Source organism: Nocardioides sp. NPDC051685 (assembly GCF_044453405.1).
Classification (GTDB): domain Bacteria; phylum Actinomycetota; class Actinomycetes; order Propionibacteriales; family Nocardioidaceae; genus Nocardioides.
Genome location: NZ_JBITCR010000005.1, coordinates 334270 through 361226, shown reverse-complemented (window position 1 = coordinate 361226; position 26957 = coordinate 334270). Strand labels below are relative to the sequence as shown.

Annotated in this window: 26 protein-coding genes; 6 read left to right on the top strand and 20 right to left on the bottom strand. The window is 68.8% G+C overall.

All coding sequences use genetic code 11. The features are described from left to right. Window positions 1–99: 99 nt before the first annotated feature. From ACIA03_RS17180 to pafA, 9 genes are all read right to left on the bottom strand, one after another. Window positions 100–543 (bottom strand): PH domain-containing protein, encoded by a 444-nt coding sequence (locus ACIA03_RS17180; RefSeq protein WP_396984567.1) that lies wholly within the window; start codon window positions 541–543, stop codon window positions 100–102. A 132-nt stretch (window positions 544–675) separates the two neighbouring features. Further along, window positions 676–3456: a DEAD/DEAH box helicase gene (locus ACIA03_RS17175; protein WP_396984565.1), complete on the bottom strand. Its 2781-nt coding sequence runs from the start codon at window positions 3454–3456 to the stop codon at window positions 676–678. 30 nt (window positions 3457–3486) lie between these two features. Further along, window positions 3487–4401 carry a diacylglycerol/lipid kinase family protein gene (locus tag ACIA03_RS17170; protein ID WP_396984563.1) on the bottom strand — a complete coding sequence of 305 codons (915 nt, stop codon included), beginning with the start codon at window positions 4399–4401 and terminating at the stop codon, window positions 3487–3489. A gap of 17 nt (window positions 4402–4418) precedes the next feature. Further along, window positions 4419–5264: a twin-arginine translocase subunit TatC gene (gene tatC / locus ACIA03_RS17165; RefSeq protein WP_396984561.1), complete on the bottom strand. Its 846-nt coding sequence runs from the start codon at window positions 5262–5264 to the stop codon at window positions 4419–4421. An 8-nt stretch (window positions 5265–5272) separates the two neighbouring features. After that, window positions 5273–5566 (bottom strand): twin-arginine translocase TatA/TatE family subunit, encoded by a 294-nt coding sequence (gene tatA, locus ACIA03_RS17160; RefSeq protein WP_396984560.1) that lies wholly within the window; start codon window positions 5564–5566, stop codon window positions 5273–5275. A gap of 38 nt (window positions 5567–5604) precedes the next feature. After that, complete coding sequence (locus ACIA03_RS17155) at window positions 5605–6639, bottom strand: helix-turn-helix transcriptional regulator (RefSeq protein ID WP_396984558.1); 1035 nt, start codon at window positions 6637–6639, stop codon at window positions 5605–5607. A 79-nt stretch (window positions 6640–6718) separates the two neighbouring features. Continuing rightward, window positions 6719–7702, bottom strand: a complete 984-nt coding sequence (locus tag ACIA03_RS17150) for a helix-turn-helix transcriptional regulator (RefSeq protein ID WP_396984556.1) — start codon at window positions 7700–7702, stop codon at window positions 6719–6721. A gap of 27 nt (window positions 7703–7729) precedes the next feature. Then, a complete protein-coding gene (locus ACIA03_RS17145; protein ID WP_396984554.1) occupies window positions 7730–8710 on the bottom strand; it encodes an FKBP-type peptidyl-prolyl cis-trans isomerase in 981 nt (326 codons plus the stop codon). Between the two features lie 209 nt (window positions 8711–8919). Continuing rightward, on the bottom strand, window positions 8920–10281 hold the full coding sequence (gene pafA / locus ACIA03_RS17140) for a Pup--protein ligase (RefSeq protein ID WP_396984552.1): 1362 nt from the start codon (window positions 10279–10281) through the stop codon (window positions 8920–8922). Between the two features lie 236 nt (window positions 10282–10517). Between pafA and ACIA03_RS17135 the strand changes: the two genes are divergently transcribed. Then, a complete protein-coding gene (locus ACIA03_RS17135) occupies window positions 10518–11972 on the top strand; it encodes a SulP family inorganic anion transporter (protein WP_396984918.1) in 1455 nt (484 codons plus the stop codon). Here ACIA03_RS17135 and ACIA03_RS17130 read toward each other — a convergent pair. Next, complete coding sequence (locus ACIA03_RS17130) at window positions 11966–12913, bottom strand: endonuclease/exonuclease/phosphatase family protein (RefSeq protein WP_396984550.1); 948 nt, start codon at window positions 12911–12913, stop codon at window positions 11966–11968. The two genes, ACIA03_RS17135 and ACIA03_RS17130, sit on opposite strands and share 7 nt — an antisense overlap. 109 nt (window positions 12914–13022) lie before the next feature. On the opposite strand from ACIA03_RS17130, the gene ACIA03_RS17125 reads away from it, so the two are divergent. Beyond that, the gene (locus tag ACIA03_RS17125) at window positions 13023–13463 is read left to right on the top strand and encodes a VOC family protein (RefSeq protein ID WP_396984548.1); all 441 of its coding nucleotides are present in this window, start codon (window positions 13023–13025) and stop codon (window positions 13461–13463) included. Between the two features lie 66 nt (window positions 13464–13529). On the opposite strand, the gene prcA is transcribed toward ACIA03_RS17125, so the two are convergent. The 4 genes from prcA to dop form a co-directional block, all read right to left on the bottom strand. Continuing rightward, a complete protein-coding gene (prcA, locus tag ACIA03_RS17120; RefSeq protein WP_396984546.1) occupies window positions 13530–14351 on the bottom strand; it encodes a proteasome subunit alpha in 822 nt (273 codons plus the stop codon). A 3-nt stretch (window positions 14352–14354) separates the two neighbouring features. Further along, the gene (gene prcB / locus ACIA03_RS17115) at window positions 14355–15185 is read right to left on the bottom strand and encodes a proteasome subunit beta (RefSeq protein ID WP_396984544.1); all 831 of its coding nucleotides are present in this window, start codon (window positions 15183–15185) and stop codon (window positions 14355–14357) included. Window positions 15186–15188: 3 nt separating this feature from the next. Continuing rightward, window positions 15189–15386 (bottom strand): ubiquitin-like protein Pup, encoded by a 198-nt coding sequence (locus ACIA03_RS17110; RefSeq protein WP_396984542.1) that lies wholly within the window; start codon window positions 15384–15386, stop codon window positions 15189–15191. 120 nt (window positions 15387–15506) lie between these two features. Next, on the bottom strand, window positions 15507–17021 hold the full coding sequence (dop, locus tag ACIA03_RS17105; RefSeq protein WP_396984540.1) for a depupylase/deamidase Dop: 1515 nt from the start codon (window positions 17019–17021) through the stop codon (window positions 15507–15509). Between the two features lie 223 nt (window positions 17022–17244). Here dop and ACIA03_RS17100 point away from each other — a divergent pair, with 223 nt between their 5' ends. Continuing rightward, on the top strand, window positions 17245–17871 hold the full coding sequence (locus ACIA03_RS17100; protein WP_396984538.1) for a GNAT family N-acetyltransferase: 627 nt from the start codon (window positions 17245–17247) through the stop codon (window positions 17869–17871). Between the two features lie 306 nt (window positions 17872–18177). On the opposite strand, the gene ACIA03_RS17095 is transcribed toward ACIA03_RS17100, so the two are convergent. From ACIA03_RS17095 to ACIA03_RS17085, 3 genes are all read right to left on the bottom strand, one after another. Then, entirely contained in the window at window positions 18178–19119 is a 942-nt protein-coding gene (locus ACIA03_RS17095) for a type IV toxin-antitoxin system AbiEi family antitoxin domain-containing protein (RefSeq protein WP_396984536.1), read from the bottom strand. Between the two features lie 240 nt (window positions 19120–19359). Continuing rightward, on the bottom strand, window positions 19360–19701 hold the full coding sequence (locus ACIA03_RS17090) for a hypothetical protein (RefSeq protein WP_328530410.1): 342 nt from the start codon (window positions 19699–19701) through the stop codon (window positions 19360–19362). A 19-nt stretch (window positions 19702–19720) separates the two neighbouring features. Beyond that, entirely contained in the window at window positions 19721–19927 is a 207-nt protein-coding gene (locus ACIA03_RS17085) for a hypothetical protein (RefSeq protein WP_396984534.1), read from the bottom strand. Window positions 19928–20093: 166 nt separating this feature from the next. Between ACIA03_RS17085 and ACIA03_RS17080 the strand changes: the two genes are divergently transcribed. Beyond that, window positions 20094–21263 carry a DUF2157 domain-containing protein gene (locus ACIA03_RS17080; RefSeq protein ID WP_396984532.1) on the top strand — a complete coding sequence of 390 codons (1170 nt, stop codon included), beginning with the start codon at window positions 20094–20096 and terminating at the stop codon, window positions 21261–21263. Next, complete coding sequence (locus tag ACIA03_RS17075) at window positions 21260–21721, top strand: GDYXXLXY domain-containing protein (RefSeq protein WP_396984530.1); 462 nt, start codon at window positions 21260–21262, stop codon at window positions 21719–21721. Before ACIA03_RS17080 ends, ACIA03_RS17075 begins: the two co-directional genes overlap by 4 nt. A gap of 63 nt (window positions 21722–21784) precedes the next feature. On the opposite strand, the gene arc is transcribed toward ACIA03_RS17075, so the two are convergent. The 3 genes from arc to ACIA03_RS17060 form a co-directional block, all read right to left on the bottom strand. After that, a complete protein-coding gene (gene arc / locus ACIA03_RS17070) occupies window positions 21785–23548 on the bottom strand; it encodes a proteasome ATPase (RefSeq protein ID WP_396984528.1) in 1764 nt (587 codons plus the stop codon). A 149-nt stretch (window positions 23549–23697) separates the two neighbouring features. Continuing rightward, window positions 23698–24699, bottom strand: a complete 1002-nt coding sequence (locus ACIA03_RS17065) for a tRNA (adenine-N1)-methyltransferase (protein WP_396984526.1) — start codon at window positions 24697–24699, stop codon at window positions 23698–23700. A gap of 55 nt (window positions 24700–24754) precedes the next feature. Continuing rightward, a complete protein-coding gene (locus ACIA03_RS17060; RefSeq protein ID WP_396984524.1) occupies window positions 24755–25927 on the bottom strand; it encodes a site-2 protease family protein in 1173 nt (390 codons plus the stop codon). A 76-nt stretch (window positions 25928–26003) separates the two neighbouring features. Between ACIA03_RS17060 and ACIA03_RS17055 the strand changes: the two genes are divergently transcribed. Next, the gene (locus ACIA03_RS17055) at window positions 26004–26885 is read left to right on the top strand and encodes a RecB family exonuclease (RefSeq protein ID WP_396984521.1); all 882 of its coding nucleotides are present in this window, start codon (window positions 26004–26006) and stop codon (window positions 26883–26885) included. Window positions 26886–26957 lie beyond the last annotated feature (72 nt).

The following is a 26957-nucleotide window of genomic DNA, read 5'->3' as shown; positions in this document are numbered from 1 at the left end:
ATCTCGCGCCGAGAAGTCAGTTTTTGAGGCCGAGAGGTCAGGATCTGATCCCGAGGTCGAGGTCGCCCCTCCAGGCCCGGCCGCCCGAGGTGATCCACATCATCGCGAACGGCTCTCGGTCCACAGCAAGGTCGCCAACGCCTCGTTGTCGCGCCGGATGCGCCCGTTGGTACGAGGAAGCCAAGCAGCAGCGGTCAGGATGACCGCGATCCGTCCCTCGGAGTCACGGCACCTCACCCAAGTACGCCTGAACACCATGTCGACAACCGCGATGTCATCCCATTGGATCGTTCGGCTCCGGAATGGCCCGGTGAGCACCATCCCATCACTCGTGACGTTCATCCGGCGACGGAATCCGAGCAGCAGGCCTGTCGAGGCGATCGCGACGACAACGACTGCCGTCATATAGGCAGCTCCGACCAGCACCTGCTGGTAGACGGCGAACCCGACACCCCAGATGCCGAACCCCATCAGCAGGCTAACCGCCAAGACCGCGACCCATGTCCTGCCGACGAACGCTGTGACCAGACCACCGCTCTTCACGATGAGCAACATAGCGGCGGCGAGACCGCTCTGCGGCGGATCTACGCAACCTGCGGCGACCGAGCAACTCCCCGCGAGACACCGAACTGACATCTCGCCGTCAGAAATCGACGCCTCGCGGGCAGAAAGTGACTACTCGACCACGGAGGAGTAGGCCACGACGCCACGCTTGAGGAGGTCCATGGTCTGGCGGGCCGTGCGCCGAAGCGGGACGTCGCCGGCGGCGTCGGCGACCTGGCCGCACAGGTCGATGAGCTGCTTGACCCAGCGGACGAAGTCACCGGCGGCGAGCTCGACCTCGCTGAGGACGTCGTCGAGCTCGTCACCCTCGGCCCACCGGTAGGCGGCCCAGGCGAAGCCGAGGTCGGGCTGGCGGAGGAAGTCGAGCTTGTGGTCGCGCTCGAGGGCGTCGAGCTGGCCCCAGAGGCGTACGGTCTCGGCGATGACGTCCTTGACCCGGCCGCCGGGGAGGCGGGGCGGGGTGGCGTCGTCGGCCCGACGGGCCTCGTAGACCAGCACCGAGAGAGCGGCGGCGAGCTCGGAGGGGGTCAGGTCGTCCCAGAGACCCTCGCGGAGCGCCTCGGCGGCGACCAGGTCCATCTCGGAGTAGAGCCGCATCAGGTGGGTGCCACGCTCGGTGACGGTCTCGCCCTCGAGGTAGTCGAGCGCGACGAGCACGTCGCAGACCCGGTCGAAGGTGCGCGCGACGGTGTTGGTGCGCGCCTCCACCCGGCGCCGCAGCGTGTCGGTGTCGCGCGACAGCTTGAACCAGCGCTCGGCCCAGCGGGCGTGGTCCTCGCGGTCGGGGCAGTCGTGGCAGGGATGCATCTTCAGCTCGCGGCGCAGCTCGGAGATCTGGGTCTCCACCGAGCTCTTCCGCTCCTTGCGGGCGGTCGGCGACGCCTCGTAGGGCACCGGACGCAGATCGCGGGTCTTCTCCCGCAGCCGGGAGGCCATGTCGCGGCGCATCTGCGGGTTGCGGCCGTTGAACGACTTCGGCACCCGCAGCCGGGTCTGGGCGGCGATCGGCACGTTGAAGTCCATCATCGCCAGGCGCCGGGCCTGCCGGTCCTGGGTGATGACGTAGGGGCGCGGCCCGTCGGGGTCGAAGCCCGGGTCGACGATGACGGCATAGCCGGCGAACTTGCCCGTCGGCACGTCGATCACGTCGCCGATCTTCAGCTTGGAGAGCGACTCGATGATCTCCTCGCGGCGGTCGGCGCGCCGCTCACGGGAGGAGGACTTCTCGATGTCGGAGATCTTGCGGCGGATCGCGGCGTACGCCATGAAGTCGCCGCGATCGCACGTCGCCGCCTCCTGGTAGCCCTCGAGCGCGTCCTCCGCCTTGCGCACCTGGCGGGCCAGCCCGACGACCGCCTTGTCGGCCTGGAACTGGGCAAAGGACTGCTCCAGCAGCTCGCGCGAGCGCGCCCGGCCGAACTGGTGCACCAGGTTGACCGCCATGTTGTAGGACGGCTTGAAGCTGGAGCGCAGCGGATACGTACGCGTCGAGGCGAGGCCCGCGAGCTCGCGCGGGTTGAGGCCCTGCTGCCAGAGCACGACGCCGTGACCCTCGACGTCGAGGCCGCGGCGGCCGGCGCGGCCGACGAGCTGGGTGTATTCCCCCGGCGAGAGGTTGACGTGGGCCTCGCCGTTCCACTTCGAGAGCTTCTCGATGACCACCGTGCGGGCAGGCATGTTGATGCCGAGCGCCAGCGTCTCGGTGGCGAACACCGCCTTCACGAGGCCGCGCAGGAACAGCTCCTCGACGACCTGCTTGAAGGCCGGCAGCAGCCCGGCGTGGTGAGCGGCGACGCCGCGGGTGAGCCCGTCGACCCAGTCGTGGTAGCCGAGCACGTGCCGGTCCTCGTCGGGCAGGTCGGCGCAGGCCTCCTCGACGTAGGCGAAGATCTCGTCGCGCTCGTCAGGAGTGGTCAGCCGCAGGTTGGCCTGGATGCACTGTCCCACCGCGGCGTCGCAGCCGACCCGGGAGAAGACGAAGTCGATCGCGGGCAGCAGGTTGTCGCGCTGCAGCGCGGTGATGACTTCCACGCGCGACGGGATCCAGACGCGCCGCCCGTTGCCCACGCGACGGTTTCCGTTGCCCTTGCGCTTGTCCTTGGGCGTACGCCGGTCCGTCATCCGTCCGGCAGCCCAGTCGTCGCGCGCCAGCTTCATCAGCTCGCCGTTGACCGGGGCGCCCTCCTTGACGAACCCGGCCGCGGCGTCGACGTCGGAGGAGGCGAACAGGTCCATGATCCGGCGCCCGGCCATCACGTGCTGGTAGAGCGGCACCGGCCGCTTCTCCTCGATGATCGTGGTGGTCTCGCCGCGCACCGTGGTGAGCCATTCGCCGAACTCCTCGGCGTTGGACACGGTCGCCGACAGGGACACCACGGACACCGACTCCGGCAGGTGGATGATGACCTCCTCCCACACCGCGCCGCGGGAGCGGTCGGCGAGGTAGTGGACCTCGTCCATGACCACGAACCCGAGCCCCATCAGGGTGTGCGACCCCGCGTAGAGCATGTTGCGCAGCACCTCGGTGGTCATCACCACGACCGGCGCCTCGCCGTTGACGACGTTGTCGCCAGTCAGCAGACCGACCTTGTCGGAGCCGTAGCGCTTGACCAGGTCGTTGTACTTCTGGTTGGAGAGCGCCTTGATCGGCGTGGTGTAGAACGCCTTGCGGCCGGTGGCGAGCGCCAGGTGGATGGCGAACTCGCCCACGATCGTCTTGCCCGACCCGGTCGGCGCGGCGACCAGGACGCCCTTGCCGTCCTCGATCTCCCTGCACGCCTCGACCTGGAAGTCGTCGAGCCCGAAGTCGTAGAGCGCGGCAAAGTCCCGGAAGACGGGGTAGCCCTTGTCACGCTGGAAAGCGGCGTACTTCTCCGCTGGCGAGGCGTCCATGGTCCCGAGCCTATCGAGCGACACCGACACTCAGACGCTCGGCGGCACCAGTACGCCGAGAGCGGAAGGCACGCACTCGACATCGAGCGGCAGCGACCCCAGACGCTCCCCGTCGCTGTAGGCGACCACACCGGGGGCCGAGGCGGTGATCCGGCGGGCCCGGATGCGTTCGAAGGCCGGGTGGGTGAGGTGCTTGGCCTGGCGTACGCCCGGGAAGACGCGCAGGAACTCCAGCCGCGAGACCGGCTTGATGAGGATGGCGTCGAGCAGGCCGTCAGCGGGGTCGCACTCCGCCGCGATCCGCAGGCCACCGCCGTAGGACTCGGTGTTGGCGATCGCCAGCAGCATCGCCTCCTGCTCGCGCACGACACCGTCGATCTCGAGCCGGTAGGGCACCGGCTTCCAGCTGCGGATCACCGACAGCGCGGCGAGCGTGTAGCGGAGGTCTCCGTGCGGCCAGCGCATCGCGTTGGCCCGCTCGTTGACCGCCGCGTCGAACCCGGCGGCCAGCACCGTCGCGAACCAGGTCGCGCTGGCCGCTGCGGAGCCCGAGGCCGGTTGCACGGCACGCCCGAGGTCGATGCGCCGGGGCTCGTTGCGTACGACGACGTCGGCTGCCGCCAGCGGATCACCGGTCGGGATCCCGAGCGCCCGCGCGAAGTCGTTGCCGGTGCCGAGGGGGACGACGCCGAGACTGACCTCGGTGTCGGCCAGCGCCTGGACCGCGACGTGGACCATGCCGTCGCCGCCGAGGGTCACGACCGTGTCGACGCCGTCGGCAGCGGCCTTCCGGGCCAGTTCGAGGGCGTGGTCGGCGTCGTCGCCGATCAGGTGCTCGACGACGGCCCCCGAGGCCACGAGCCTCGCGGTGACCGCGTCGAGGATCTGGTCGGCGTTGCCGCGGCCGGCGGTCGGGTTGGCGAGCAGGGCGATCTGGCGCGTCACCTGCCGCATCGTAGTGGTCAGATCACCGACGGGACGTCAGGATCCCCGATCAGGTCCTTGCGCTTTCCGGCCTTGCGCTTGTCGTGGGAGCGGGTGATGACCTCGGAGATCCCGAAGAGCAGGACCATCGGGATGGCCATGATGCTCATCGTGAAGGGGTCACCCGACGGGGTCGCGACCGCGGCGAAGACGAAGGAGCCGACGATGATCCAGGCGCGATACTTCCCGAGCGCGGCACCGGGCAGGACCCCGATCCGGTTGAGCAGGATGCAGAACACGGGGATCTCGAAGGCGATGCCGAAGACCAGCAGCGTACGGCTCAGGAAGCTCAGGTATTCGCTGAACTCGACGATGTTCGTCAGGCCGTCGGGGACGAAGGCGAACAGGATCTCCAGGCCCTTGGGCAAGGTGACGTAACCGAGCACGATACCGGCCAGGAAGAGCGGCCCGGCCACGGCCACGAAGATGCGCGACATCTTCTTCTCGTGGGCGTGCAGCCCGGGCATCAGGAACGCCCAGATCTGATAGAGCCAGATCGGGCTGGTGCCGATGAACGCGGCCAGACCACACAGCTTGAGGTAGAGCATGAACCCGCCCGCGGCGCCGTTCACCGAGCTCAGCGAGGCGGCTCCGCTGTCCTTGTCCATCATCTTGACGGCCTGGGTGTAGGGGTCCATGACCAAATCGAAGAGCTGCTCGAAGAAGAACAGCGAGACGATGAAACCGACGATCAGGGCCAGGGACGCCTTGATCACCCGCGCGCGGAGCTCACGCAGGTGGTCGGAGAGCGCCATCCGGCCGTCGTCGCCGATGGGATGCTTGGGGGTGCCGCGCAGCAGCGCGACAACACCGGCGATGGACAATGTCGGCCTCAGTTGCCGGAGAGTCGCTCGCGCTCGGCCTTGATCTCGGCCTCACGACGCTCGAGCTCGGCGATGCGCTCCTGCTCGGAGGCGGTCAGCTCGGCCGGCTTCTCGGCCTTCTCGCCCTTCTCCTTCTCGTCCTCGTCGCGCAGGCCCTTGGTCTCGGTCTTGAAGATGCGCAGCGCCTGGCCGGTGCCTCGCGCGAGCTCGGGGAGCTTGGCGGCACCGAAGACGAGGATCACGATCGCCAGGATGATGAGCCACTCGGCGCCCTGCGGCATACCGATCATTGGAGTGAACATGAACTACCTCATCTACGACTAGGGGGAACGTCAGAAGTCTACGCGCCCGAACGGTACAGGCCGAGGGCCTGCCGTGCAGTCGCGGCAAACGATTCAGTGAACTCTGTGTCTGTCTGCGCCATCGGGCCGTCCTCGGTCTCGACGATTTCAGCATAGGGAGCCAACCGAAGCAGCAACCGGGTGAGCCAGCGCTGGTCGTAGACCCGCAGCCCCACCTCGAGCCCGCCGTCCGGCAGCTCCGCGGGGTCGATGACGGCATAGTATTCGCCGACCCAGCGCGCCTCCGGCGCCAGTCGCACCCGGACGACGGTGCCGGAGTCCGTACGCAGCAACGACTCGCCCTCACCATCGAGATTCGCGCCGTCGCCGGTCTCCGGCGCGACCACGATCGGCGTGTCCAGCACCTCGGCACCCCGGATCCGGTCGAGGCGGAAGCTGCGCGGCGCCTCGGCCCGGTGGCACCAGGCGTCGAGATACTCGATGTCGCGGATCGAGACCAGCGCACGCGGGTCGACGACCCGGGAGGACTCCTCGTCGCGCGCCGGGACCCAGTAGTCGATGCGGATCTGCCGACCCTGGTCGATCGCGGTCGCGATCGCGGCATGGATCTGGACGAGCGAGGTGTCGATCGGCTCCTCGCCCGGGTCGACGCTGCCGGCAGCGCCCTCGGCGGCCGCCTGCTCGAGCTTGGCCAGGGTGCGGTCGACGACCTCCTTGGTCTCCACACTCACCGCCCCACCCCTCAGCGCGCGCAACGCGACGATCACGGCGGTGGCCTCGATCGGGGTCAGCCGCAGCTGCCGGTCGAGGTAGTCGGCGTTGGAGATCCGGATGACCCGGTCGCCGTCGGGCTCGGTCAGCGCGTCGATGTCGACGTCGATCAGGTCGTCGGGGTAGCCGCCCGGCAGACCGCACATGAAGAGCACCTGCAGGTCCTTGACCAGCTGCTTCTCCTCGACACCGAGGTCGGCGGCAGCCTTGTCGAGGCGTACGTCGTCGTCCTGGGAGTAGAGGTAGGGCACCAGCGTCAGCAGCCGCCCGACCTGCCCCTTGGCACCGGTGTTTGCACTCACGCCACCACCTCCGTAGCGCACGCGCCAGAATACGGACGCGCTGGCGTGTTGATTGTCCGGTTCGCTCGCTGACGCTCGCTCACTGCGAGGCTCCGTCCAGGCGCGCGACCAGCCGCTCCAGCCGGGCGGCGACCTCGCGACGCAGGTCATCGGGCTCCTCGACATAGGCGTCGGGGCCGTGACCCAGCACCGCACCCACCAGATCGGCGGGCACCCGAGTCAGCACGACCCGGTCCCAGCCGTCGGAGCCGTCGGGGCCGGTCACCCCGGGCTCGATCGAGTCGGCGGCCCTCCGGAGGGTGTAGCCGCTCCCCTGCCGCAGCAGCAGGACGGCCTTGCCCGTGGGCGGGGCCGGCGCCAGGGTTCGTGCAATATCGCGTACGTCGACCTCGGCCGGCACCTCGAAGGCATCGAACTCGCCGACCGCCCGGGCCTCCCCCAGGACGCGGGAGAGCCGGAAGATGCGGGTGTCGTCGCGGTCGACGTCATGCCCGACCGCGTACCAACGGCCCGAGTAGCGCACCACGCCCCACGGCTGCAGCCGCCGGTGGGAGGGCTCGGCGGCGCGCGACCCGCGGTAGTCGAACTCGACGACCTGGCGGTCCTGGGTCGCGGCCACGAAGACGTCGAAGGAGCCCTCCTCCGCGGCCAGGCGGGGCTGCACGATCTCCAGCGCCGAGACATCGGTCTCGAGCCCGGCGGCGTTGAGCTTGCGTACGGCCTCGGTGGTCGCCTCCGCCATCGAGGCGTTCTCCCAGACCCTGGTGGCCAGCGCGACCACGGCGAGCTCGTCGGCCTCGAGGGTGATCGGCGGCAGCGCGAACTGCTCAGGGCTGACCCGGTAGCCGATCTCGTCCTCGAAGAAGGAGTCGATCACCCCGGTCTCGATCGGGACACCGAGACTGCGCAGCTCCTCCTTGTCGCGCTCGAACATCTTCTCGAACGCCTCACCGGCCGACGACGGGTAGAGGACCTCGCGGATCCGCTCCTTCGACACGTTGTCACGCTGCACGAGCAGCATGATGAGCAGGTTCATCAACCGCTCGGTCTTACCCGCCGCCACGGTGTGCTTCTCCCCCTAGAGACTCTTCTACTGCGGCGCCGGGGTGGCTTCGGCCTTGACGACGTCGATGACGAAGTAGAGCGTGCTGTTGGCCGGGATCCCCGGCGTGCCGCCCTGGCCCGGCTTCTCCTCTGCACCGTAGCCCAGCTCCGGCGGGATCTGCAGCAGAACACGACTGCCGACCTTGACGCCCTCCAGGCCGTTGGTCCAACCCGCGACCACCTGGTTGAGGGCGAACGGAACAGCCTTCTTGCTGAAGCTCTCGTCGAAGGGCTTCTTGGCGCCGTAGGTCATACCGAGGTAGTTGGCGGTGACCGTCTGGTCGGTGGTGATCTCCTCGCCGTCGCCCTCGGTGAGGATGACGCGCTTGAGCACGTCGTCGGCCTTCGGCTTGGCGATGCCGGTGAAGTCGAAGCCGGTCGGCTTGCCGTTCTTCTCGACGAGCTTCGGGAGCTCGCTGGCGTCGACGTCGTGCGGCGTCTTGTCGGCGGCGGCCTTGACCACGTCGACTACGACCAGCAGCGTGTCGTGGTTGCCGATGCCCATCTGCGGGTTGCCGCCCTCGCCGAGCAGGTCGGCCGAGCCGACGATCGCCTCGATCCGGTCACCGACCTTCGCGCCCTTCAGGATGGTGCTCCACGGCTTGGCCGCCGGGAGCTCCTCACCCTCGGGGGCCTGGCTCTCGTAGGACCACTTCTTGTCCAGGGTGGTCGCGTTGCCGATGTAGATCTTCGCGAACACGCCGCGGTCCTTCGGGATCTCCTCGCCGTCGCCCTCGGTCAGCGTCTTGACCTTGGGGTCCTTCGGGTAGGAGATCGCGGACTTCCACTTCAGCGTGGGCGCCTTGTCGACCGCGGTCGAGACCGTGACACCGTCGAAGCCGGAGACGGTCTCGTCGCCGTAACCCGTCTTCTTCTCGCCGCCACAGGCGACCAGAGCCGGGATGAGCAGGGTGACGGCCAGCGCGCTCAGCGCGTGACGCAGACGAAGCCGAGGAGCAGTGGGCACAGTGCAAACCTTCGTGGTCAAGGAAATAGACGACAGCGGAGCACACCATATCCGCACGGTGGTTGCCCCGCAGCGAAGCCACCCCGGCTCAGCCCTTGGACATCTCGACACGCCCGTCGCTTCCGGGTCGCTCCGCTCCCCGGAAGCGGGGCTGCTCGATCTAAATCGCCAACGCCGACAGTTCGCTTCGCTCGCTGTCGACTGGCGATTTACATCCCGTCGATGAGCCTCTGGACCCGCTCGTCGTAGGCGCGCAGCGGGTCCTTGCAGAGCACGGTGCGCTGGGCCTGGTCGTTGAGCTTGAGGTGGACCCAGTCGACGGTGAAGTCGCGGCGGCGCTCCTGCGCCTTCTTGATGAACTCACCGCGCAGCCGGGCACGCGTGGTCTGCGGGGGCACCGACTTGGCCTCGAAGATCTTCAGGTCGGTGGTCGCTCGCTTGACCGCGCCCTTCTTCTCCAGCAGGTAGTAGAGGCCGCGGTTTCGGTGGATGTCGTGGTAGGCGAGGTCGAGCTGCGCGACGCGCGCGTGGCCCAGCGGAAGGCCGTGCTTGGCGCGGTAGCGCTCGATCAGCTTCCACTTGATCACCCAGTCGATCTCGCGGTCGACCAGGTCGAGGTCGTCGGAGTCGATCGCCTTCAGGCCGCGCTCCCACAGGTCGAGCGCCGCCATCATGGTCGGGTCGGTGATCTCGCGGCGGTCGACGAACTCGCGCGCCTTGGTCAGGTATTCGTTCTGGATGTCCAGCGCGCTGGCCTCGCGGCCGTTGGCCAGCCGCACCTTGCGGCGGCCGGTGAGGTCGTGGGCGATCTCGCGAATGGCCCGGATCGGGTTCTCCATCGTCATGTCCCGCAGGACGACGCCCTCCTCGATCATCCGCAGCACCAGGTGGCAGCTCGCGATCTTGAGCATCGTGGTGGTCTCGGACATGTTCGAGTCGCCGACGATGACGTGGAGCCGCCGGTACTTCTCGGCGTCCGCGTGCGGCTCGTCGCGGGTGTTGATGATCGGCCGCGACCTGGTCGTCGCCGACGAGACGCCCTCCCAGATGTGCTCGGCACGCTGGGAGACCGCGAACCCCGCGCCTCGCGGGGTGTGGGTGACCTTGCCCGCGCCGACGATCAACTGGCGGGTGACCAGGAACGGGATGAGCACGTCGGCGAGCTTGCTGAACTCACCGGCGCGGCTGACCATGTAGTTCTCGTGGCAACCGTAGGAGTTGCCGGCCGAGTCGGTGTTGTTCTTGAACAGGTAGATGTCGCCGGCGATGCCCTCGTCGTGCAGCCGCTGCTCGGCGTCGAGGAGCAGGCCCTCCAGGATCCGCTCGCCGGCCTTGTCGTGCGTGACGGTCGAGATCACGTCGTCACACTCGGGCGTGGCGTACTCGGGGTGGGAGCCGACGTCGAGGTAGAGCCTCGCGCCGTTGCGGAGGAACACGTTCGAGCTGCGGCCCCAGCTCACCACCTTCCGGAAGAGGTAGCGGGCCACCTCGTCCGGGCTCAGCCGCCGCTGGCCGCGGAACGTGCAGGTCACGCCGTACTCGTTCTCGATGCCGAAGATGCGCCTGTCCATACTGAAACCCTAGACGGTCGGCGGTCACTCCGGAGGCGTTCGGACGTACGACACGACGAGCCGCGCCGCCCACCGGCACGCCGGCCCGCACGCCGGCCCGCACCGGGCGCCGGACGGGGCGAATCTCACATCGCTCACGAAGCCGGGGCCGTGGCGGCCCGGCCATAGGATTGCGGCCCGTGCCATCGCCCCCGCCCTCGTCCTCCTCGGCCACCGAGCCGGGCGTCCTCGCCGCCCTGCGCTCACCGAGGCTGCTGCGTACGGAGGTGCTGGCGGGTCTCGTCGTCGCGCTCGCGCTGATCCCAGAGGCGATCTCGTTCTCGATCATCACCGGGGTCGACCCACGGGTCGGGCTCTTCACCTCGTTCACCATGGCGGTGGCCATCTCGTTCCTCGGCGGGAGGACGGCGATGATCTCGGCCGCCACCGGCGCGGTCGCGCTCGTGATCGCCCCGGTGATGCGGGACCACGGTTACGACTACCTGATCGCGACCGTGCTGCTGGGCGGGCTGATCCAGATCGCGCTCTCGCTGGCCGGGGTGGCCCGGCTGATGCGCTTCCTCCCCCGCTCGGTGATGGTCGGTTTCGTCAACGCGCTCGCGATCCTCGTCCTCGACGCACAGTTCGTCCACATGATCGACGTGCCCTGGCCGGTCTATCCGATGATCGCCGTCGGCATCGCCGTCATCGTCGGCTTCCCACGGATCAACAAGGTCGTCCCCGCCCCGCTGGTGGCGGTCGTCGCACTCACCGCCTTCACCGTCGTCAGCGGGGTCGACGTACCGAACGTCGGCGACCAGGGCACGCTGCCCGACAGCCTGCCCAGCTGGTTCCTGCCCGACGTACCGCTCACTCTCGACACGCTGCGGATCATCGCTCCCCACGCCCTCGGCATGGCGCTGGTCGGCCTGCTCGAGTCGCTGATGACCGCCAAGCTCGTCGACGACATCACCGACACCCGCTCCGACAAGACCCGCGAGGCTCGTGCTCAGGGCCTCGCGAACCTGATCACCGGCCTCTTCGGCGGCATGGGCGGATGCGCGGTGGTCGGTCAGACGATGATCAACGTGAAGGTCTCCGGCGCCCGTACGCGCCTGTCCACCTTCCTCGCCGGCGTCTTCCTGCTCGTGCTGGTCGTCGGGTTCGGCCACATCGTCGCGCTGATCCCGATGGCCGCCCTGGTCGCGGTGATGATCATGGTCTCGGTCAGCGCCTTCGACTGGCACTCGATCCGCCCGGCGACCCTGCGGCGGATGCCACGCTCGGAGACGACGGTGATGCTCACGACCGTCGTGGTCACCGTCGCGACCCACAACCTCGCGATCGGTGTCATCGCCGGGGTCCTGGTCGCGATGACCCTCTTCGCCCGCCGCGTCGCCCATCTGACCGCAACGCACCGCGAGCTCGTCGACGGCCCCGACGGTCGCACGACCGCGGTCTACCGGGTCACCGGCGAGCTCTTCTTCGCCTCCAGCAACGACCTCTACACCCAGTTCGAGTACGCCGTGGACCCCGACGAGATCGTCATCGACCTCTCCGCCTCACACATCTGGGACGCCTCGACGGTCGCGGCACTCGACGCGATCACCCACAAGTACGAGACCAAGAACAAGTCCGTACGCATCGTCGGCCTGAACCGGTCCAGCGCCGACCGGCACGAGCGGCTGACCGGTCGGCTCGGCGGTCACTGACCGCCGCGCAGCGACACGTGGGCGGCCACCGGGCGGTGGTCGCTGCCGGACCGCGGCAGGACCTTCAGATCCGTCACGTCCGCACCACGCGCGAGGACATGGTCGAGCTGCACGACCGGGAACGCCGAGGGGAAGGAGAGCCGGAACCCGTGCTCCTTGCGCGAGACCTGCTCGGTGACCGGCTCCAGGCCCGGGTCGAGCAGGTTGCCGTTGAGGTCGCCGGCCAGCAGCACCCTCGGCGCCGGATCCGCGGCGATCGCCTCGCCGAGCAGCTCCGCGCTCCGGTTCCGGCTGCTCGCCGCGAGCCCACGGGGCCCCAGCCGGACCGAGGGCAGGTGTGCCACGTAGACCGCCATGTCGCCGTCCGGTGTGCGGACGACGGTGCGCAGGCAGCGGTCCCAGGACGCGTGGATCCCGGTGGGGCGGATGTCGACACGGGTGTGCTCGGTGATCGGGTAGCGCGACCACAGCCCGACGGTGCCCTGGGTCGCGTGATGCTCGAACGTCGGCCCCAGGGCCGCTTCGTACTGCGGAAGACGCTCGGAGGTGAGCTCCTCGAGCGCGACGATGTCGGGCTCCGCGGCGAGCAGGAGCTCGACGGTTCGGCCGACGTCCGGGTTGTCGTCAGCGACGTTGTGCTGCACCACCGTGAGGTCGTACGCCGCGGACCCGGCGGGCATCAGCTGCGGGCCGAACACGCCCGCCCAGGCGATGGTCGGGGCCAGCGCGAGCAGCGCCGCGAGGGCGGAGCGCCGCACGACCGCGCCCAGGAACAGCAGCGGGACGGCCAGGCCGAGCCACGGCAGCGACGTGGCGACCAGCGAACCCAGGTTGCCCCACCGGTTCGGCACCAGGTCGTGGAGCCCGATCACCACCGCGATCAGCGCGGCGGTGAGCGCGAGCAGCCTTCCCCGCCGCCACGGCGACCTGTCCACGTCCACGTTCAGCGACCCTAGCCAACCGGTCATGACCATGCAGAGCCCGTGTAGAGAAGCGCGTGCCGGCTCCGTTCCCAGGCAGAGACACCCGACCTACACGAGGATGAGAGTCATGACACACCAGCTGCGCTTCGACCACATCGGCGTCACCGTCGCCGACATCGACACCGCCACCACGTTCTTCGTCGGCCTCGGCCTGGAGGTCGAGGGCCGCACGTTCGTGGAGGGCGAGTTCATCGACACCGTCTGCGGGATCCCCGGTGCTCGCTGCGAGGTGGTGATGCTGCGCCCGCCGGGCGGCGGCACGGCGCTCGAGCTGGCTCGGTTCGTCCGGCCCGACCACACCCCCGGCTCACCCACGGCGATGGCCAACGAGCTGGGCCTTCGCAACGTCTGCTTCGAGGTCGACGACCTGGACGCGGAGCTGGAGCGCCTGGCCGAGGACGGCTACGGGCTCGTCGGAGGAGTCGGCGTGCACGAGAACATCGTGCGGATGGCGTACGTCCGCGGCCCGGAGGGCATCGTCGTCTCGCTCTGCGACCGGATCGGCTGAGGTCGGAGATGGAACGTGGGAGTGCTGAGGTCAGCTGGTGACCCCGGCACTCCCACGTCCGCGAGCTCAGTCGAGCGGCGGGGCGATCGGCGGCTCGCCGTCGTCGTCGGCCGGCGGGGCCAGGGGGGCCTCGTCGACCGGCTTCTCGGCGGCCGCCGGCTTGGCGGCCTCGACCTCCGCCGGCTTGGCGGTGACCGAGCCGAGGATCTCGACCAGCGTCGCCGGCCGGATCCTGCGGAACTTGCGCGGCTGGGTGCGGGTGCGGTCGAGGACCGCGACCTCGAGGTCCTTGGCGGCGATCTCGCGGTCGTCGGTGTCGGTGTGGCCGAGCGCGGCGACGGCCAGCTTGATCGCGTCCTCGAGCGTGGCGCCCTCGGAGTAGCGCTCCTTGAGGTAGCCACCGACCGCCTCGGCCGCACCGCCGATGGCGGCGAAACCGTGCTCGTCGACGACCTGACCGTCGTAGGTCAGCCGGTAGAGCTGGTCGTCCTCCGCGCTGTCACCGATCTCGCCGACGAACAGCTCGACCTCGTAGGGCTTCTCCCCGCCTGAGGAGAAGATGGTGCCGAGGGTCTGGGCGTAGGCGTTGGCCAGGCCGCGGCCGGTGACGTCGCGCCGGTCGTAGGCGTAGCCGCGCATGTCGGCGAGCCGCACCCCGGCGATGCGGAGGTTCTCGAACTCGTTGTAGCGCCCGACCGCGGCGAAGGCGATCCGGTCGTAGATCTCGCTGACCTTGTGCAGCGCCGCCGAGGGGTTCTCGGAGGCGAACACGATGCCGTCAGCGTACTGCAGCGAGACCAGGGCCCGGCCCCGGGCGATGCCCTTGCGCGCGAAGTCCGCACGGTCGCGCATCAGCTGCTCTGGTGAGACGTAGAAAGGGGTGCTCATCGATCAGGCCTCCAGCTCGGCGAAGGGACCGTCGGGCCGCTGGAGCCTCCCGGCGATGACAGCCTCCGCGACCGCGGCGACCTCGGCGTCGGGCAGGGTGTGCCCGCCGTCGGCGGTGATCACGTGGACCAGCGGGAACAGCTTGCGGGACAGGTCGGGTCCACCGGTGGCCGAGTCGTCGTCGGCCGCGTCGTAGAGCGCCTGGACCAGGACGGCGACCAGGGTGCCCTCGTCGAGATCGGCCCGGTAGAGCTTCTTCAGGGCGCCCTTGGCGAACAGCGAGCCCGAGCCGACGCCGGCGTATCCGGTCTGCTCGTAGCGGCCGCCGGTCGGGTCGTACCCATAGATCTTCCCCACCCCCGCGTCGGGGTCGAACCCGACGAAGAGCGGCACGACGACCAGGCCCTGCATGGCCATCGCGAGGTTGCCGCGGACGAGCGCGGAGAGCCGGCTGGCCTTGCCCTCGATGGAGAGCGTGGTGCCCTCGATCTTCTCGTAGTGCTCCAGCTCGGTCTGGAAGAGCTTGACCAGCTCGACCGCGAGCCCCGCGGAGCCGGCGATGCCGACCGCGGAGTATTCGTCGGCCGGGAAGACCTTGCGCATGTCGCGCTCGGCGATCAGGTTGCCCTGGGTCGCCCGCCGGTCACCGGCGATGATCACGCCACCGGGGAAGGTGGCCGCCACGATCGTGGTGCCGTGCGGGGCGATGTCGCCCAGGTTGCCCGGGACCGGGTGGCGGCCCGGGAGCAGCTCTGGGGACTGCGCGGTCAGGAAATCGGCAAAGGACGAGGTGCCCGGCGTCATGTAGGCCGCCGGGATGCGGGACTCCGACATCTGTTACTGCCCGCCCTTCTGGATGAAGGACTTCACGAAGTCCTCGGCGTTGGTCTCCAGGACGTCGTCGATCTCGTCCAGGATGTCGTCGACGTCGGAGTCCAGCGCTTCCTTGCGCTCGTTGACGTCGGACTCGGGCGCGGTCTCGACGGCCTCCTCGGTCTCGGAGGACTTCTTCGGCTGCTTCTGCTCCTGTGCCATGGCTCCAACCTATCCACTAGGACCGACAAACCTGAGGCAAGATTGCACGATTTCGCTGAGGGAGGAAGACGAAGTCGTACGTTGGGCCGCTCTGTGGCATGACGAGCCCCGCAAACGGGCTCAGCTACCGCCGGTCAGACGCTCGAAAAGATCCTGCGCGGTGTCGGATGCGTCGAGCAGACCACCGACATGCTTCTTCGTCCCGCGCAGCGGGTCGATCGTCGGCACCCGCTGCAGCGACTCGCGCCCAGGGAGGTCGAAGATGACCGAGTCCCAGCTGGCCGCGGCGACGTTCTCGGAGTATTTCTCCAGGCAGCGCCCACGGAAGTAGGCCCGGGTGTCGGTCGGCGGCTCGTGCATCGCCTTCTCCACCAGGTCGTCGGTCAGCAGCCGCTCGATCCGCCCGGCGCGGACCAGGCGGTGGTAGAGACCCTTCTCGGGGCGGATGTCGGCGTACTGCAGGTCGATCAGGTGGAGCTTGGGGTCGTCCCACTCCAGGCCGTCGCGGTCGCGGTAGCCGAGCAGGAGCTTGTACTTCGCGACCCAGTCGAGCTCGTTCGCGCACTCCATCGGGTCACGCTCGAGCCGGTCGAGCACCGACTCCCAGCGCTCCAGGACGTCCTTGGTCTGGTAGTCCGCATCAGAGCCGTAGCGCTCCTCGACGAACTTCTTGGCCAGGTCCAGATACTCCATCTGAAGCTGGACACCGGTCAGCTTGCGACCGTCCTTGAGCGTGATCAGCGTCTTCAGCGTCGGGTCGTGGGAGACCGCGCGCAGCGAGGAGACCGGACCGTCGACGCTGAGATCGCGGGTGATGTAGCCGTCCTCGATCATGGCGAGCACCAGCGACGTACTGCCGACCTTGAGGTAGGTCGAGACCTCGGCCAGGTTGGCGTCGCCGAGGATCACGTGGAGGCGGCGGTATTTCTCCGGGTCGGCGTGGGGCTCGTCGCGGGTGTTGATGATCGGCCGCTTGAGCGTGGTCTCCAGGCCGACCTCGACCTCGAAGAAGTCGGCGCGCTGGGAGATCTGGAAGCCGTGCTTGGGACGCTCCTGGCCGATGCCGACCCGCCCGGCGCCGGCGAAGACCTGCCGAGAGACGAAGAACGGGGTCAGGTGCTTGACGATGTCGGCGAACGCGGTGCTCCGGCGCATGAGGTAGTTCTCGTGCGCGCCGTAGGAGACGCCCTTGTTGTCGGTGTTGTTCTTGTAGAGATGGATCTGCGGGTTGCCCGGCAGCCGCGCCGCCGCGCGGGAGGCGTCGAGCATCACCTGCTCACCGGCCTTGTCCCAGCGCACGGCGTCGAGCGGGTTGGTCACCTCGGGGCATGAGAACTCCGGGTGGGCGTGGTCGACGTAGAGCCGGGCGCCGTTGGTGAGGATGACGTTGGCGAGCCCGAGATCCTCGTCGGTCAGCTGGCTCGGATCGGCCACCTGCCGCGACATGTCGAAGCCGCGCGCGTCGCGCAGCGGCGACTCCTCCTCGAAGTCCCAGCGCGCTCTCCTCGCCCTCAGGGTCGAGGATGCGTACGCATTGACGACCTGGCTCGAGGCCACCATCGGGTTGGCCTGGGGCTGTCCGGCCACGGAAATTCCGTATTCGACCTCCGTGCCCATCACCCGTCGTACGCTCATCCCGCCACCTCCGTAGCGCAAGCGCAAAAATACGGACGTGGCGGCATGAGGCCGACTGTCGCTCGCTGACGCTCGCTCATGCCTGCAAGGCTACCGGCCACGTGCACGACTGCACGTGAGCATCCATACGCCACGCTGAGGTTGCCCCCGGTTGTTCGGCTGGGCGGCACCGGGAGGAGACCTGGTGAAGGGAGTGTGGCAGCGGTCATGGTGAGGTTGGTCCATGGGCACTCCTGAGATCCGGCGCGCCACCGCCGACGACCTCGACGATCTCTTCTCGATCTGTCTGCTGACCGGGGCATCGGGCGAGGACGCCAGCGAGTTCTACGACGACCCGCGGCTGCCGGGAAACATCTACGCCGCTCCCTACATCGTGCTGCGTCTCGGGCTCGGGTTCGTCGCGGTCGACGCCGAGGGCGTCGTCGGCTATGTCGTCGGCACGCCGTTCACCCGCGCCTTCGAGAAGGAGTGCGAGGAGGACTGGTGGCCCGCGCTGCGCGTGGTCAACCCCGACCCGGGGCCCGACCACGACCGCGACGACTGGAACGCTCGCATGCGCTCCCACATCCATCGCCCGCCCCGGACGCCCAGCGAGCTGCTCAACGACTTCCCGGCCCACCTGCACATCAACCTGCTCCCCCGCGCCCAGGGGCAGGGGGTCGGCAAGGAGCTGATCGGGATGATGCTCGGCGCGTTCCACGTCGCGGGCGTACGCGGCGCGCACCTCGGCGTCAGCACCGCCAACACCCGTGCCATCGGGTTCTACCGTCGTGTCGGCTTCACCCCGCTCGTCGAGGGCGAGGACGCGATGATCCTCGGCGTCCAGTGGACCGGCGAGATGGAGGAGTGAGCCGCCATGGGACTCTGAGAGGCGCGTGTGGTGCCCCACATCGTGGACCGCACCTGTGGCGTCGCTCAGCTCGACCCGATCCGGGAGCAGGCCTGTGACGGTCTCCGCGGCCGGTCGTCGAGATCGTCGCCGTCGAGCCCTCCGACGTCGCCTGGCAGCTCTCGGTCGGGCAGGCGGTTCCTTCGTCAAGGTATGCAGGCCAAGGCACACATCCCTAGCGGAGGTCCGCACGGGATGTGTTACTTCGTCTGCATACCTTGACGAAGGAACACGACAACGCTCGGGCCGAACGGTCCTGCCGTCGGCTCAGCTTGCCCGTCGGAGCGCACGGCGTATGCGTGCCGCAGTGACAGCGGGGTTGGCGAAATCGCTCCAGATCAGACGGATCATCCAGAAGCCGGTGAGCTCGCGCAGCTCGTCCTCACGCCTCTTCTCCTCGAAGACGACATCGCCGGGATCCTGGCCCGGCTTGAGCAGGCGGCCGTACTTGACCCGTCCGTCGAACTCGCCCAGCAGTCCGAACTCGGGCCAGGCCCAGTCGGTCACTCCCGCGATGGAGCCGTCAGCTCGGCGCACCTCGTACTGGAGCTCGGGCTGCGGTAGGCCGAACGAGCGGAACAGGTGCTTGCCACGAGATTCTCCGATCGATCCCGACCGTCCATCGGCGAACGGAACCAGACCTCCCACGCGGTGCATGAACGGCCAGTGCTCGACGATCTCGTACGCCGCCTTCAGGCGGTCTCGATCGAACCTCCCGCTCCGCAGGCCGGCGTCCAGCAGGCACCAGGCGGTCTCCATGTCGACGCGAGATGCCGCTTCGAGCACGCATCGCTCAGGGAGAACCGCCTTCATCCCGTCGGCCGCCACCACTTCGTGGTCCAGGCTGAAGCCCTCGTGGTGGACGACGTCACCTTCGATCCGGCCGGCTCCGCCATCGAGACGAGTCACGTGCACCCGGTCCAGCGGCAGGTTCCAGATGTCGATGCCATGGGCGACAACGGCGGACGTATGGCTCAACGCCACGGCGTCGCCCAGCGACCGCATCACCGCCCGAGACCTGACCCGATGTCGCGCGACCTCGTCGAGCTCGAGCCAGGTGGCTCCCGCCGCGTACGCACCGCGACGGATGCGGTGCCACTCGCCCGAGCGCGTCATGCGAGTGATGTCCCGTTTCGCGTACCCCACCTCCAATGCCATCTGGGTGGTGAAGAAGCCGTCTCGCTCGATGTAGTACTCAAGTGCGTCCATGTACGCAACCCTCAGGCTGCGGCCGGGGCAAAGAAACCCCGATCCCCCGCCCTGTGGATAACTCGCGACCGAATCGGTGTGTGGATGGCAGATGGCCCGGCGTACGTCGTGTTCCTTCGTCAAGGCGGTGTCCTGAGCCTGTCGAAGGGTATGCAGGTCAAGGCACACATCCCCAGTGGAGGTCCGCACGGGATGTGTTACTTCGTCTGCATACCTTGACGAAGTAACCGCCGGCCCACCTCAGCGCTTGCGCGTACGCAGCGCGTGAGCGACGTTGACGCCGACGAGGCCGACCCAGGAGATCACCAGGGCGCCGAGGTTGTCGGTGACGCCGAGGGTGATGCTGATCGGGATGCCCGCGACGGCCGAGCCGGCGCCGAGGACGAACTGGAAGACCGAGGTGCGCGACTCGTTGCGCTCGGCGAGGGTGCGGGCGGCGGCGGTGGCACCGACCCGCTCCTGGACGGTCTTCTCGATGCGGTCGGCGAAGCCGGCGACCAGCTCGGCGTCGAACGCGTCCCCCAGCTCATGGCGGGTCTCCAACCCGGCCTCGATGTCCTTGCGCCCCATGTCGTCTGCCACGTCGTTCAACCTTAGAGGATCAGATGCCGGAGCCCGGGTTCCCGAAGTTGTTCTGGAGGTTGGTTCGCTCGCTCTGACCACGTGCGCCCTGGACGCCGGGGTCGTTGTTCGGGTTGATCACGCCACCCGGCTTGGCACGGCCGGAGAGCACCCAGACCAGGGCGACGACGGCGACCACGACGACAAGTGCCGCTGCTCCGAGCAGGATCAGCATCAACGCTGCCATACGCTCCCCATCCACTCCGCGCGAGCAATTCCCGCGACTACCCGAAGGTTAACGCCGCGACCCGGCCCGCGCAGCCGAAATGGCGTCAGGCGTCGAGGACGCAAGCGCCATGAGTTGAGTACGTAGGCTCACGCGCCGCGCCCCCGCGAGCCGCTGCAATGGTCCTATGGACACAGAAGTACGACCAGTCGCGCCGAGGCGGCTCGACTGGCTGAACAACGAGACCGCCCGCTGGGTGAGCGACGGCATCCTCACCGCGGACACCGCGGAGACGATCAAGGGGCAGTACGTCGCCTCCCACGCCGCCTCGTTGACGCGAGTCATCTCCTATCTCGGTGGCACGTTCCTGGGAGTGGGGCTGGTGTGGCTCGTGGCGACCAACCTCGACGCACTCTCCCCGCTGGTGCGGTTCCTCGGGATCGTCGTCATCTGGCTCGCGTTCACCGCCGCCGCGGAGACCCTCCCTCTCCCCCGGCCCCTGCGCGGCGCGTTCCGCGGCATCGCGGCGATGAGCTTCGGCGGCGTCGTCTTCCAGGCCGCGCAGAGCCTCCAGGTGCCCGCGTACGAGCCCTCCCTGGTCGGGCTCTGGGGACTCGGGGCGCTCGGCTACGCCTACGCGAGCACCGGCCTGGCGCCGCTGGTCGTCGGCATCGTGACCACGATGGTCTGGTTCGACTGGCAGGTGGTGGCGAGCAGCGAGAGCACGTTCGCCGGCGTCCTCGCGGTGCTGGTCGCGGGCGTGGTCGCCACTGCCATGGCCGCGCTGCACGATCGGGGCCGGGAGAACTTCGCCCAGGTGTGGCGGCTGGCGGGCGGCGTACTCGTTCTGGGTGGTCTCTTCGTCGCCGCCGTCCCGCAGATCGGCGACCACGACCTGGCATGGAGCCCGACGCTTCTCGTGGCGTTGGTGATCGCAGCGCTCCTCGTCGCGGCGGCGGTGGGTCTCACGGACGGGCTGTCGCGGTGGGAGGTGCTGGCCTCGGCGCTCATCGTGCCGATCGGGCTCGCGTTGGTCGCCTGGGACCCGCGGGTGGACGACGTCGGCTCCGTGTCCGGCGAGGCGTGGCTGTCCGCCTTCGTCAGCATCGCGGTGTACGTCGTCGCCGCCGGTGCGGTCGCCGTCGACGGCTCCGTGCGCGACCAGACGCTGCTGGTCGTGCTCGCCACCGGCGCCCTGGTCGTCTTCACGACCATGCAGAGCTTCGCCGTCTTCGCGCCGATCATGTCCGGCGCCACCCTGTTCCTCATGCTGGGCGTGCTCCTGCTCGCCACCGGCTTCGTCTTCGACCGCGCCCGCCGGGGCGTGGCCGCCAACCTCGGTGAGGCCCTCTCATGAACACACGCACCCGGGTGGCGCTCGTCTGCGTCCTCAACCTCGGCCTCGTCGGCATCGCCGTCGCCGGCCAGCTCTCGGCCCGCATCACCGGCGAGGAGATCCGGCTCCGCGTCGAGCCGGTCGATCCGATCGACCCGTTCCGGGGCGCCTACGTCGACCTCTCCTACACCGACATCAGCAGGCGTACGACCAAGGAGACCGGAGACGCGTACGTCTCGCTGACGCGACGTGGGCCGGTCTGGGAGGCGACCAGCGTCTCGACCGATCCCCCTGCCGAGGGGCCGTTCCTGAAGTGCCACGACGACGGCTGGCGGCTCAGCTGCGGCATCGAGAGCCTCTTCCTCCCGCAGGACCGGGCCCGGCAGATCGAGGCCGAGGTCAACGGCGGCGACGCCGTCGCGGTGGTGAAGGTCGACTCGCGCGGCAACGCGGCGCTGGTCTCGGTCCAGGCACGCTGAAAGCACATCCACACGGCGCAGGGCCCGCTCCCGGACGGGAGCGGGCCCTGCGTACAGGCTCTGCTACAGGTACTGACCCGTGTTGGAGACCTGCTCGATCGAACGGCCGGGCTCGGTGCCCTGCTTGCCGGTGATGAGCGTGCGGATGAAGACGATGCGCTCGCCCTTCTTGCCGGAGATGCGGGCCCAGTCGTCGGGGTTGGTGGTGTTGGGGAGGTCCTCGTTCTCCTTGAACTCGTCCACGCAGGCCTGGAGCAGGTGCTGCACCCGCAGGCCCTTCTGGGCGGCGTCCTCACCGGAGTCCAGGAAGGACTTGATGGCCATCTTCTTGGCCCGGTCGACGATGTTCTGGATCATCGCGCCGGAGTTGAAGTCCTTGAAGTAGAGGATCTCCTTGTCACCGTTGGCGTAGGTGACCTCCAGGAAGCGGTTCTCCTCGGACTCGGTGTACATCCGCTCCACGGTGGTGCGGATGAGCTCGTCGACCGTCGCCTGCTTGTCGCCGTTGAACTCGCCCACGTCGGTCGGGTGCAGCGGCAGCTCGGGGACCAGGTACTTCGAGAAGATGTCCCGAGCACCCTCGGCGTCGGGACGCTCGATCTTGATCTTCACGTCCAGACGGCCCGGACGCAGGATCGCCGGGTCGATCATGTCCTCACGGTTGGAGGCACCGATGACCAGCACGTTCTCCAGCGCCTCGACACCGTCGATCTCGGAGAGCAGCTGCGGGACGATGGTGTTCTCCACGTCGGAGGAGACGCCGGTGCCGCGCGTACGGAACAGCGAGTCCATCTCGTCGAAGAAGACGATCACCGGGGTGCCGGCCGCGGCCTTCTCACGAGCACGCTGGAAGACCAGGCGGATGTGGCGCTCGGTCTCACCAACGTACTTGTTGAGGAGCTCGGGGCCCTTGATGTTGAGGAAGTAGGACTTGCCGTCCGCCCCCGTCTTCGCGGCGACCTTCTTCGCCAGGGAGTTGGCGACGGCCTTCGCGATCAGGGTCTTGCCACAACCCGGAGGACCGTAGAGCAGCACGCCCTTGGGCGGCTTGAGCTGGTGCTCGATGAAGAGCTCCGGGTAGAGGTAGGGCAGCTCGACCGCGTCCTGGATCTGCTCGATCTGGCCGGCGAGGCCACCGATCGACTCGTAGGAGATGTCGGGCACCTCCTCCAGGACGAGCTCCTCGACCTCGGACTTGGGCACCTTCTCGTACACATATCCGCTGCGAGGCTCGAGCAGCAGCGAGTCGCCAGCACGGATGGTGTCGCTCAGCAACGGCTCCGCGAGGCGTACGACCCGTTCCTCGTCGGCGTTGGCGATGACCAGGGCGCGCTCACCGTCGGCGAGCAGCTCCTTGAACATCACCACCTCGCCGACCTTCTCGAACTCCATCGCGGCGACGACGTTGAGCGCCTCGTTGAGCATGACCTCCTGGCCATAGCGCAGCTCGTCGAGATCGACGTTGGGCGATGCGGTCACCCGGAGCTTGCGCCCGCCGGTGAAGACATCGATCGAGTCGTCCTCGTTGCGCTCGATGAAGGTGCCGAAGCCCGCTGGCGGCTGTGCCAGCCGGTCGACCTCCTCCTTGAGCTTGATGATCTGGTCTCGGGCATCCCGAAGCGTCACGGTGAGTCGCTCGTTCTGCGACGTCAAGGCGGCCAGGGAGCGCTGCGCGTCTGCGAGCCGCGCCTCCAGGCCACGCGAAGATCCGGGCATCTCGGTCAGTCTGTGCCGCAGGTCGGTCACCTCAGCTTCGAGGAAACGGACATGACTCTCGAGCTCCTCGGGGCTGCGCCCCTCGGAATGGAATCCATCGGATGTCGACATCAGCACACCTCCTCTACTCCCTCGACCCTACAAGGCAGAGGGGTAGGAGAGGAGAAGGATTTACAGGTGTTGGACACTATTCGGTGGACTTCGGCCGAGTTCGTGTCGACCCGTGGCACGTCGGAAACACGGACGACCTCCGAGCGGACTCAGTCCACCTCGGCGCCGTCCTCCGGCGTAACGCCCGGAACGACGTCCGCGACGGGCTCGGGAGCCGGCATGTCAGCCGGCCGCGGACCCGTGTAGTCGGACCCGTACGCCCCGGGCGCAGGTCGCCGCGTCTTGCGGGGCGCACGCTGGCCCGGTGCCAGCTTCCTGGCCGTGACGAGGAAGGCGGTGTGGCCGATCATCTTGTGACCCGGACGGACCGCAAGCCCCTCGACGTGCCAGTCGCGCACCAGCGACTCCCACGCCTGCGGCTCGGTGAACCCGCCGTGGGCACGGACCGTCTCGACGAAGCGGGACAGCTGGGTGGTGGTCGCGACGTAGGCGCAGACCATGCCACCGGGGTAGAGCGACTCGGCGGCCGCGTCGACGCACTCCCAGGGAGCGAGCATGTCGAGGATCAGCCGGTCGCAGCGGATCTGCTGGCGCGGGAGCTCCTCCTGGAGGTCGCCGAGGTTGAGCGACCAGTTGGGGTGGGACTCCCCTGCCGGGGTGCCGAAGAACTGGTCGACGTTCTTGCGGGCGACCTCGGCGAACTCCTCGCGGCGCTCGAAGGAGGTGACCTTCCCGAACGGGCCGACCGCGCGCAGCAGCGAGCAGGTCAGGGCGCCGGAGCCGACCCCGGCCTCCACCACGGAGGCGCCGGGGAAGATGTCGGCCATGGCGACGATCTGGGCGGCGTCCTTGGGGTAGACGACGGCGGCGCCGCGGGGCATGGAGACGACGAACTCCGACAGGAGCGGGCGGAAGACCAGGTATTCACCGCCGGTGGAGGCGGTGACTGTGAAGCCCTCCTCGCGGCCGATCAGCTCGTCGTGGTCGATGTGGCCCTTGTTGGAGAAGAAGCGCTTGCCCGCGACGAGCTCGAAGTTGTGGCGGCGACCCTTGGTGTCGGTCAGCCGCACCCACTCGCCCTCGCGGAGCGGCCCGCGGTGCACGCCCGCTCGGGCCTCGGCCGGAATGTCTGGGATATCAGCGCTTGACACCCGCTGAGGCTACCCGTTCCCCCGGTCAACCAGGCAAACCGCGACTCCGCCTGACTCAGGCTCCCGCACGGAAGGCGGCGTCGACGTCGGAGGTGACCAGGACGCCGTAGATCGAGCCGTCGGGCTCGACCAGGAGGTATTCGGGCGCCGGGGTCTTCGAGATCGCCTGGATCAGAGCCTCGCCGTCGATGTCGGCAGGCAGGGTGAGGCCGTCCTCGAGCCGGCGGGTGACCGTCGAGGTGGCCATCCACGGGCGGCGGTCCTCCGGAGTGGCCAGCAGCGCGCCCTCGTGGACGAGGCCGATCGGCTCGCCGCCGCTGGTCACGGTGACGATGCTGCCGGCCTCGGCCTCCTGGGCGCGGCGTACGGCCTCCGCCAGGGGGAGGTCGGCGGGCACGGCCAGGGTGCGGCGGGCGAGGTCGCGGGCGACGAGGAGCGGGAGGCGGAGGCGTACCTTCGCGGAGTTGATCGCCGCGGAGGCACCGCTCCAGAGGAAAACGCCGATGATGACGGCGAGGACGTAGCGGGTGAGATCGGGCTGGATGCCGATGATCTGACCCTGGATGAAGGGCCCCAGCAGCACGATGATCGCCAGCACCCGACCGGCCCAGCCGGCGACGATGCTGCCGCGGTTGATGTTGCCGGTCACGCCCCACACGCCGGCCTTGAGCACCCGGCCGCCGTCGAGCGGCAGGCCGGGGACGAGGTTGAGCACGCCGACGAAGAGGTTGGTGACCCACAGCCCCGCGACGATCAGCCCGATCAGGCCGTCGGGGGTGAGGAAGGAGACCCCGAAACCGACCGCGGCGACGGCCAGCGAGACCAGCGGTCCCACCACTGCGATCCAGAACTCGTCGCGCGGCCGCCTCGCCTCCTTCTCGACGGCGGTCGCGCCGCCGAGGAAGTGGAGCATGATCACGCCGACGGGGTAGCCCAGCCGTTTGGCGACGATCGCGTGGGCCGCCTCGTGCAGCAGCACCGCGCCGTAGAGGACGATCGCGAACGCGAAGCCGGCGACGTACGTCAACCAGCCCAGACCGGGCTCCACGGCATCGATCTGCGGGGCCATCAGCCAGGCGATCAGCGCCGCGATGAGGAACCAGGACGGCGTCACCAGGACGTCGCTGCCCGCGATGGAGCCGACCTTGATCGTGCCCGGGACTCGGGAGGTGGGCGCCGCCTCTTCGACCGGCTTGTCGCCGCCGGGGCGTGGGTCAGGGTCTGCCACATCCCGAGCGTACTGTAAAGACGGTTGCCAGGCCGGTTCGACCCGGTTGTCGGTGCTTGCGCATAGTGTCGGTGGCATGAGCACCTCACCAGCCGACGCGCGGTCGACACCGGTCGACGGCGTCACCGTGCTGGGATCGCTCTCGCCGAGCCGCGCGAGCGACTTCACCTCGTGCCCGCTGCTCTATCGGTTCCGCACCATCGACCAGCTCCCCGAGCCGCCCTCGGAGGCGGCCGTGCGCGGGACCGTGGTGCACAAGGTGCTCGAGGACCTCTTCGACCTGCCCGCTCCCGAGCGCACGCCCCGGCAGGCGAGGTCGATGGTGGAGCAGGCATGGGAGGACGTACGCAGCCTCGACCCGGCCCTGGCGACGCTGTTCACCTCGGGTGCCGACGGCGCCGAGGAGGGCTGGCTGGAGTCCTGCCGCGAGGTGCTGCGCCGCTACTTCGACCTGGAGGACCCGCGCCGGCTGGAGCCCGCCGAGCGCGAGCACTACGTCGAGGCACTGCTCGACTCCAAGCTGCTGCTGCGGGGGTTCATCGACCGTGTCGATGTCGCCGCCGACGGCCGGATCCGCGTGGTGGACTACAAATCGGGAAGGGTGCCCAGCGAGGCCTACGAGGCGAAGGCGCTGTTCCAGCTGAAGTTCTACGCCCTGGTGATCTGGCGCACCCGGGGCGTGGTGCCGGCGATGCTGCAGCTGATCTATCTCGGCTCCGGTGACATCCTGCGCTACGTGCCCGACGAGGCCGACCTGCTGGCGACCGAGCGCAAGGCCGAGGCGATCTGGCGGGCCATCCGCACCGCCCAGGAGACCGGCGAGTGGCTGCCGAGCCCGGGAAAGCTGTGCGGCTGGTGCGCCCACAAGTCGCTGTGCCCCGCCTTCGGTGGCACTCCTCCCCCGCTCCCGGCCACTCCAGGGCCTGTCACCGCGGGCGATGACCTCGATCTCGACTAGGGCCCTAGGCGCGTCTACCAGGATCGGCAGGTTGCGGGAGTTATCGTCGCGACGAATGTGACGGATGCGCTT

What these genes read in the sequence shown, in the direction of transcription:
- ACIA03_RS17175 (WP_396984565.1), bottom strand. Translation starts at nt 3,456, where the DNA reads ATGGACGCCTCGCCAGCGGAGAAGTACGCCGCTTTCCAGCGTGACAAG.
- tatA (WP_396984560.1), bottom strand. Translation starts at nt 5,566, where the DNA reads ATGTTCACTCCAATGATCGGTATGCCGCAGGGCGCCGAGTGGCTCATC.
- pafA (WP_396984552.1), bottom strand. Translation starts at nt 10,281, where the DNA reads ATGGACAGGCGCATCTTCGGCATCGAGAACGAGTACGGCGTGACCTGC.
- ACIA03_RS17125 (WP_396984548.1), top strand. Translation starts at nt 13,023, where the DNA reads ATGACACACCAGCTGCGCTTCGACCACATCGGCGTCACCGTCGCCGAC.
- prcA (WP_396984546.1), bottom strand. Translation starts at nt 14,351, where the DNA reads ATGAGCACCCCTTTCTACGTCTCACCAGAGCAGCTGATGCGCGACCGT.
- prcB (WP_396984544.1), bottom strand. Translation starts at nt 15,185, where the DNA reads ATGTCGGAGTCCCGCATCCCGGCGGCCTACATGACGCCGGGCACCTCG.
- ACIA03_RS17110 (WP_396984542.1), bottom strand. Translation starts at nt 15,386, where the DNA reads ATGGCACAGGAGCAGAAGCAGCCGAAGAAGTCCTCCGAGACCGAGGAG.
- dop (WP_396984540.1), bottom strand. Translation starts at nt 17,021, where the DNA reads ATGAGCGTACGACGGGTGATGGGCACGGAGGTCGAATACGGAATTTCC.
- ACIA03_RS17100 (WP_396984538.1), top strand. Translation starts at nt 17,245, where the DNA reads ATGGGCACTCCTGAGATCCGGCGCGCCACCGCCGACGACCTCGACGAT.
- ACIA03_RS17095 (WP_396984536.1), bottom strand. Translation starts at nt 19,119, where the DNA reads ATGGACGCACTTGAGTACTACATCGAGCGAGACGGCTTCTTCACCACC.
- ACIA03_RS17085 (WP_396984534.1), bottom strand. Translation starts at nt 19,927, where the DNA reads ATGGCAGCGTTGATGCTGATCCTGCTCGGAGCAGCGGCACTTGTCGTC.
- ACIA03_RS17080 (WP_396984532.1), top strand. Translation starts at nt 20,094, where the DNA reads ATGGACACAGAAGTACGACCAGTCGCGCCGAGGCGGCTCGACTGGCTG.
- ACIA03_RS17075 (WP_396984530.1), top strand. Translation starts at nt 21,260, where the DNA reads ATGAACACACGCACCCGGGTGGCGCTCGTCTGCGTCCTCAACCTCGGC.
- arc (WP_396984528.1), bottom strand. Translation starts at nt 23,548, where the DNA reads ATGTCGACATCCGATGGATTCCATTCCGAGGGGCGCAGCCCCGAGGAG.
- ACIA03_RS17055 (WP_396984521.1), top strand. Translation starts at nt 26,004, where the DNA reads ATGAGCACCTCACCAGCCGACGCGCGGTCGACACCGGTCGACGGCGTC.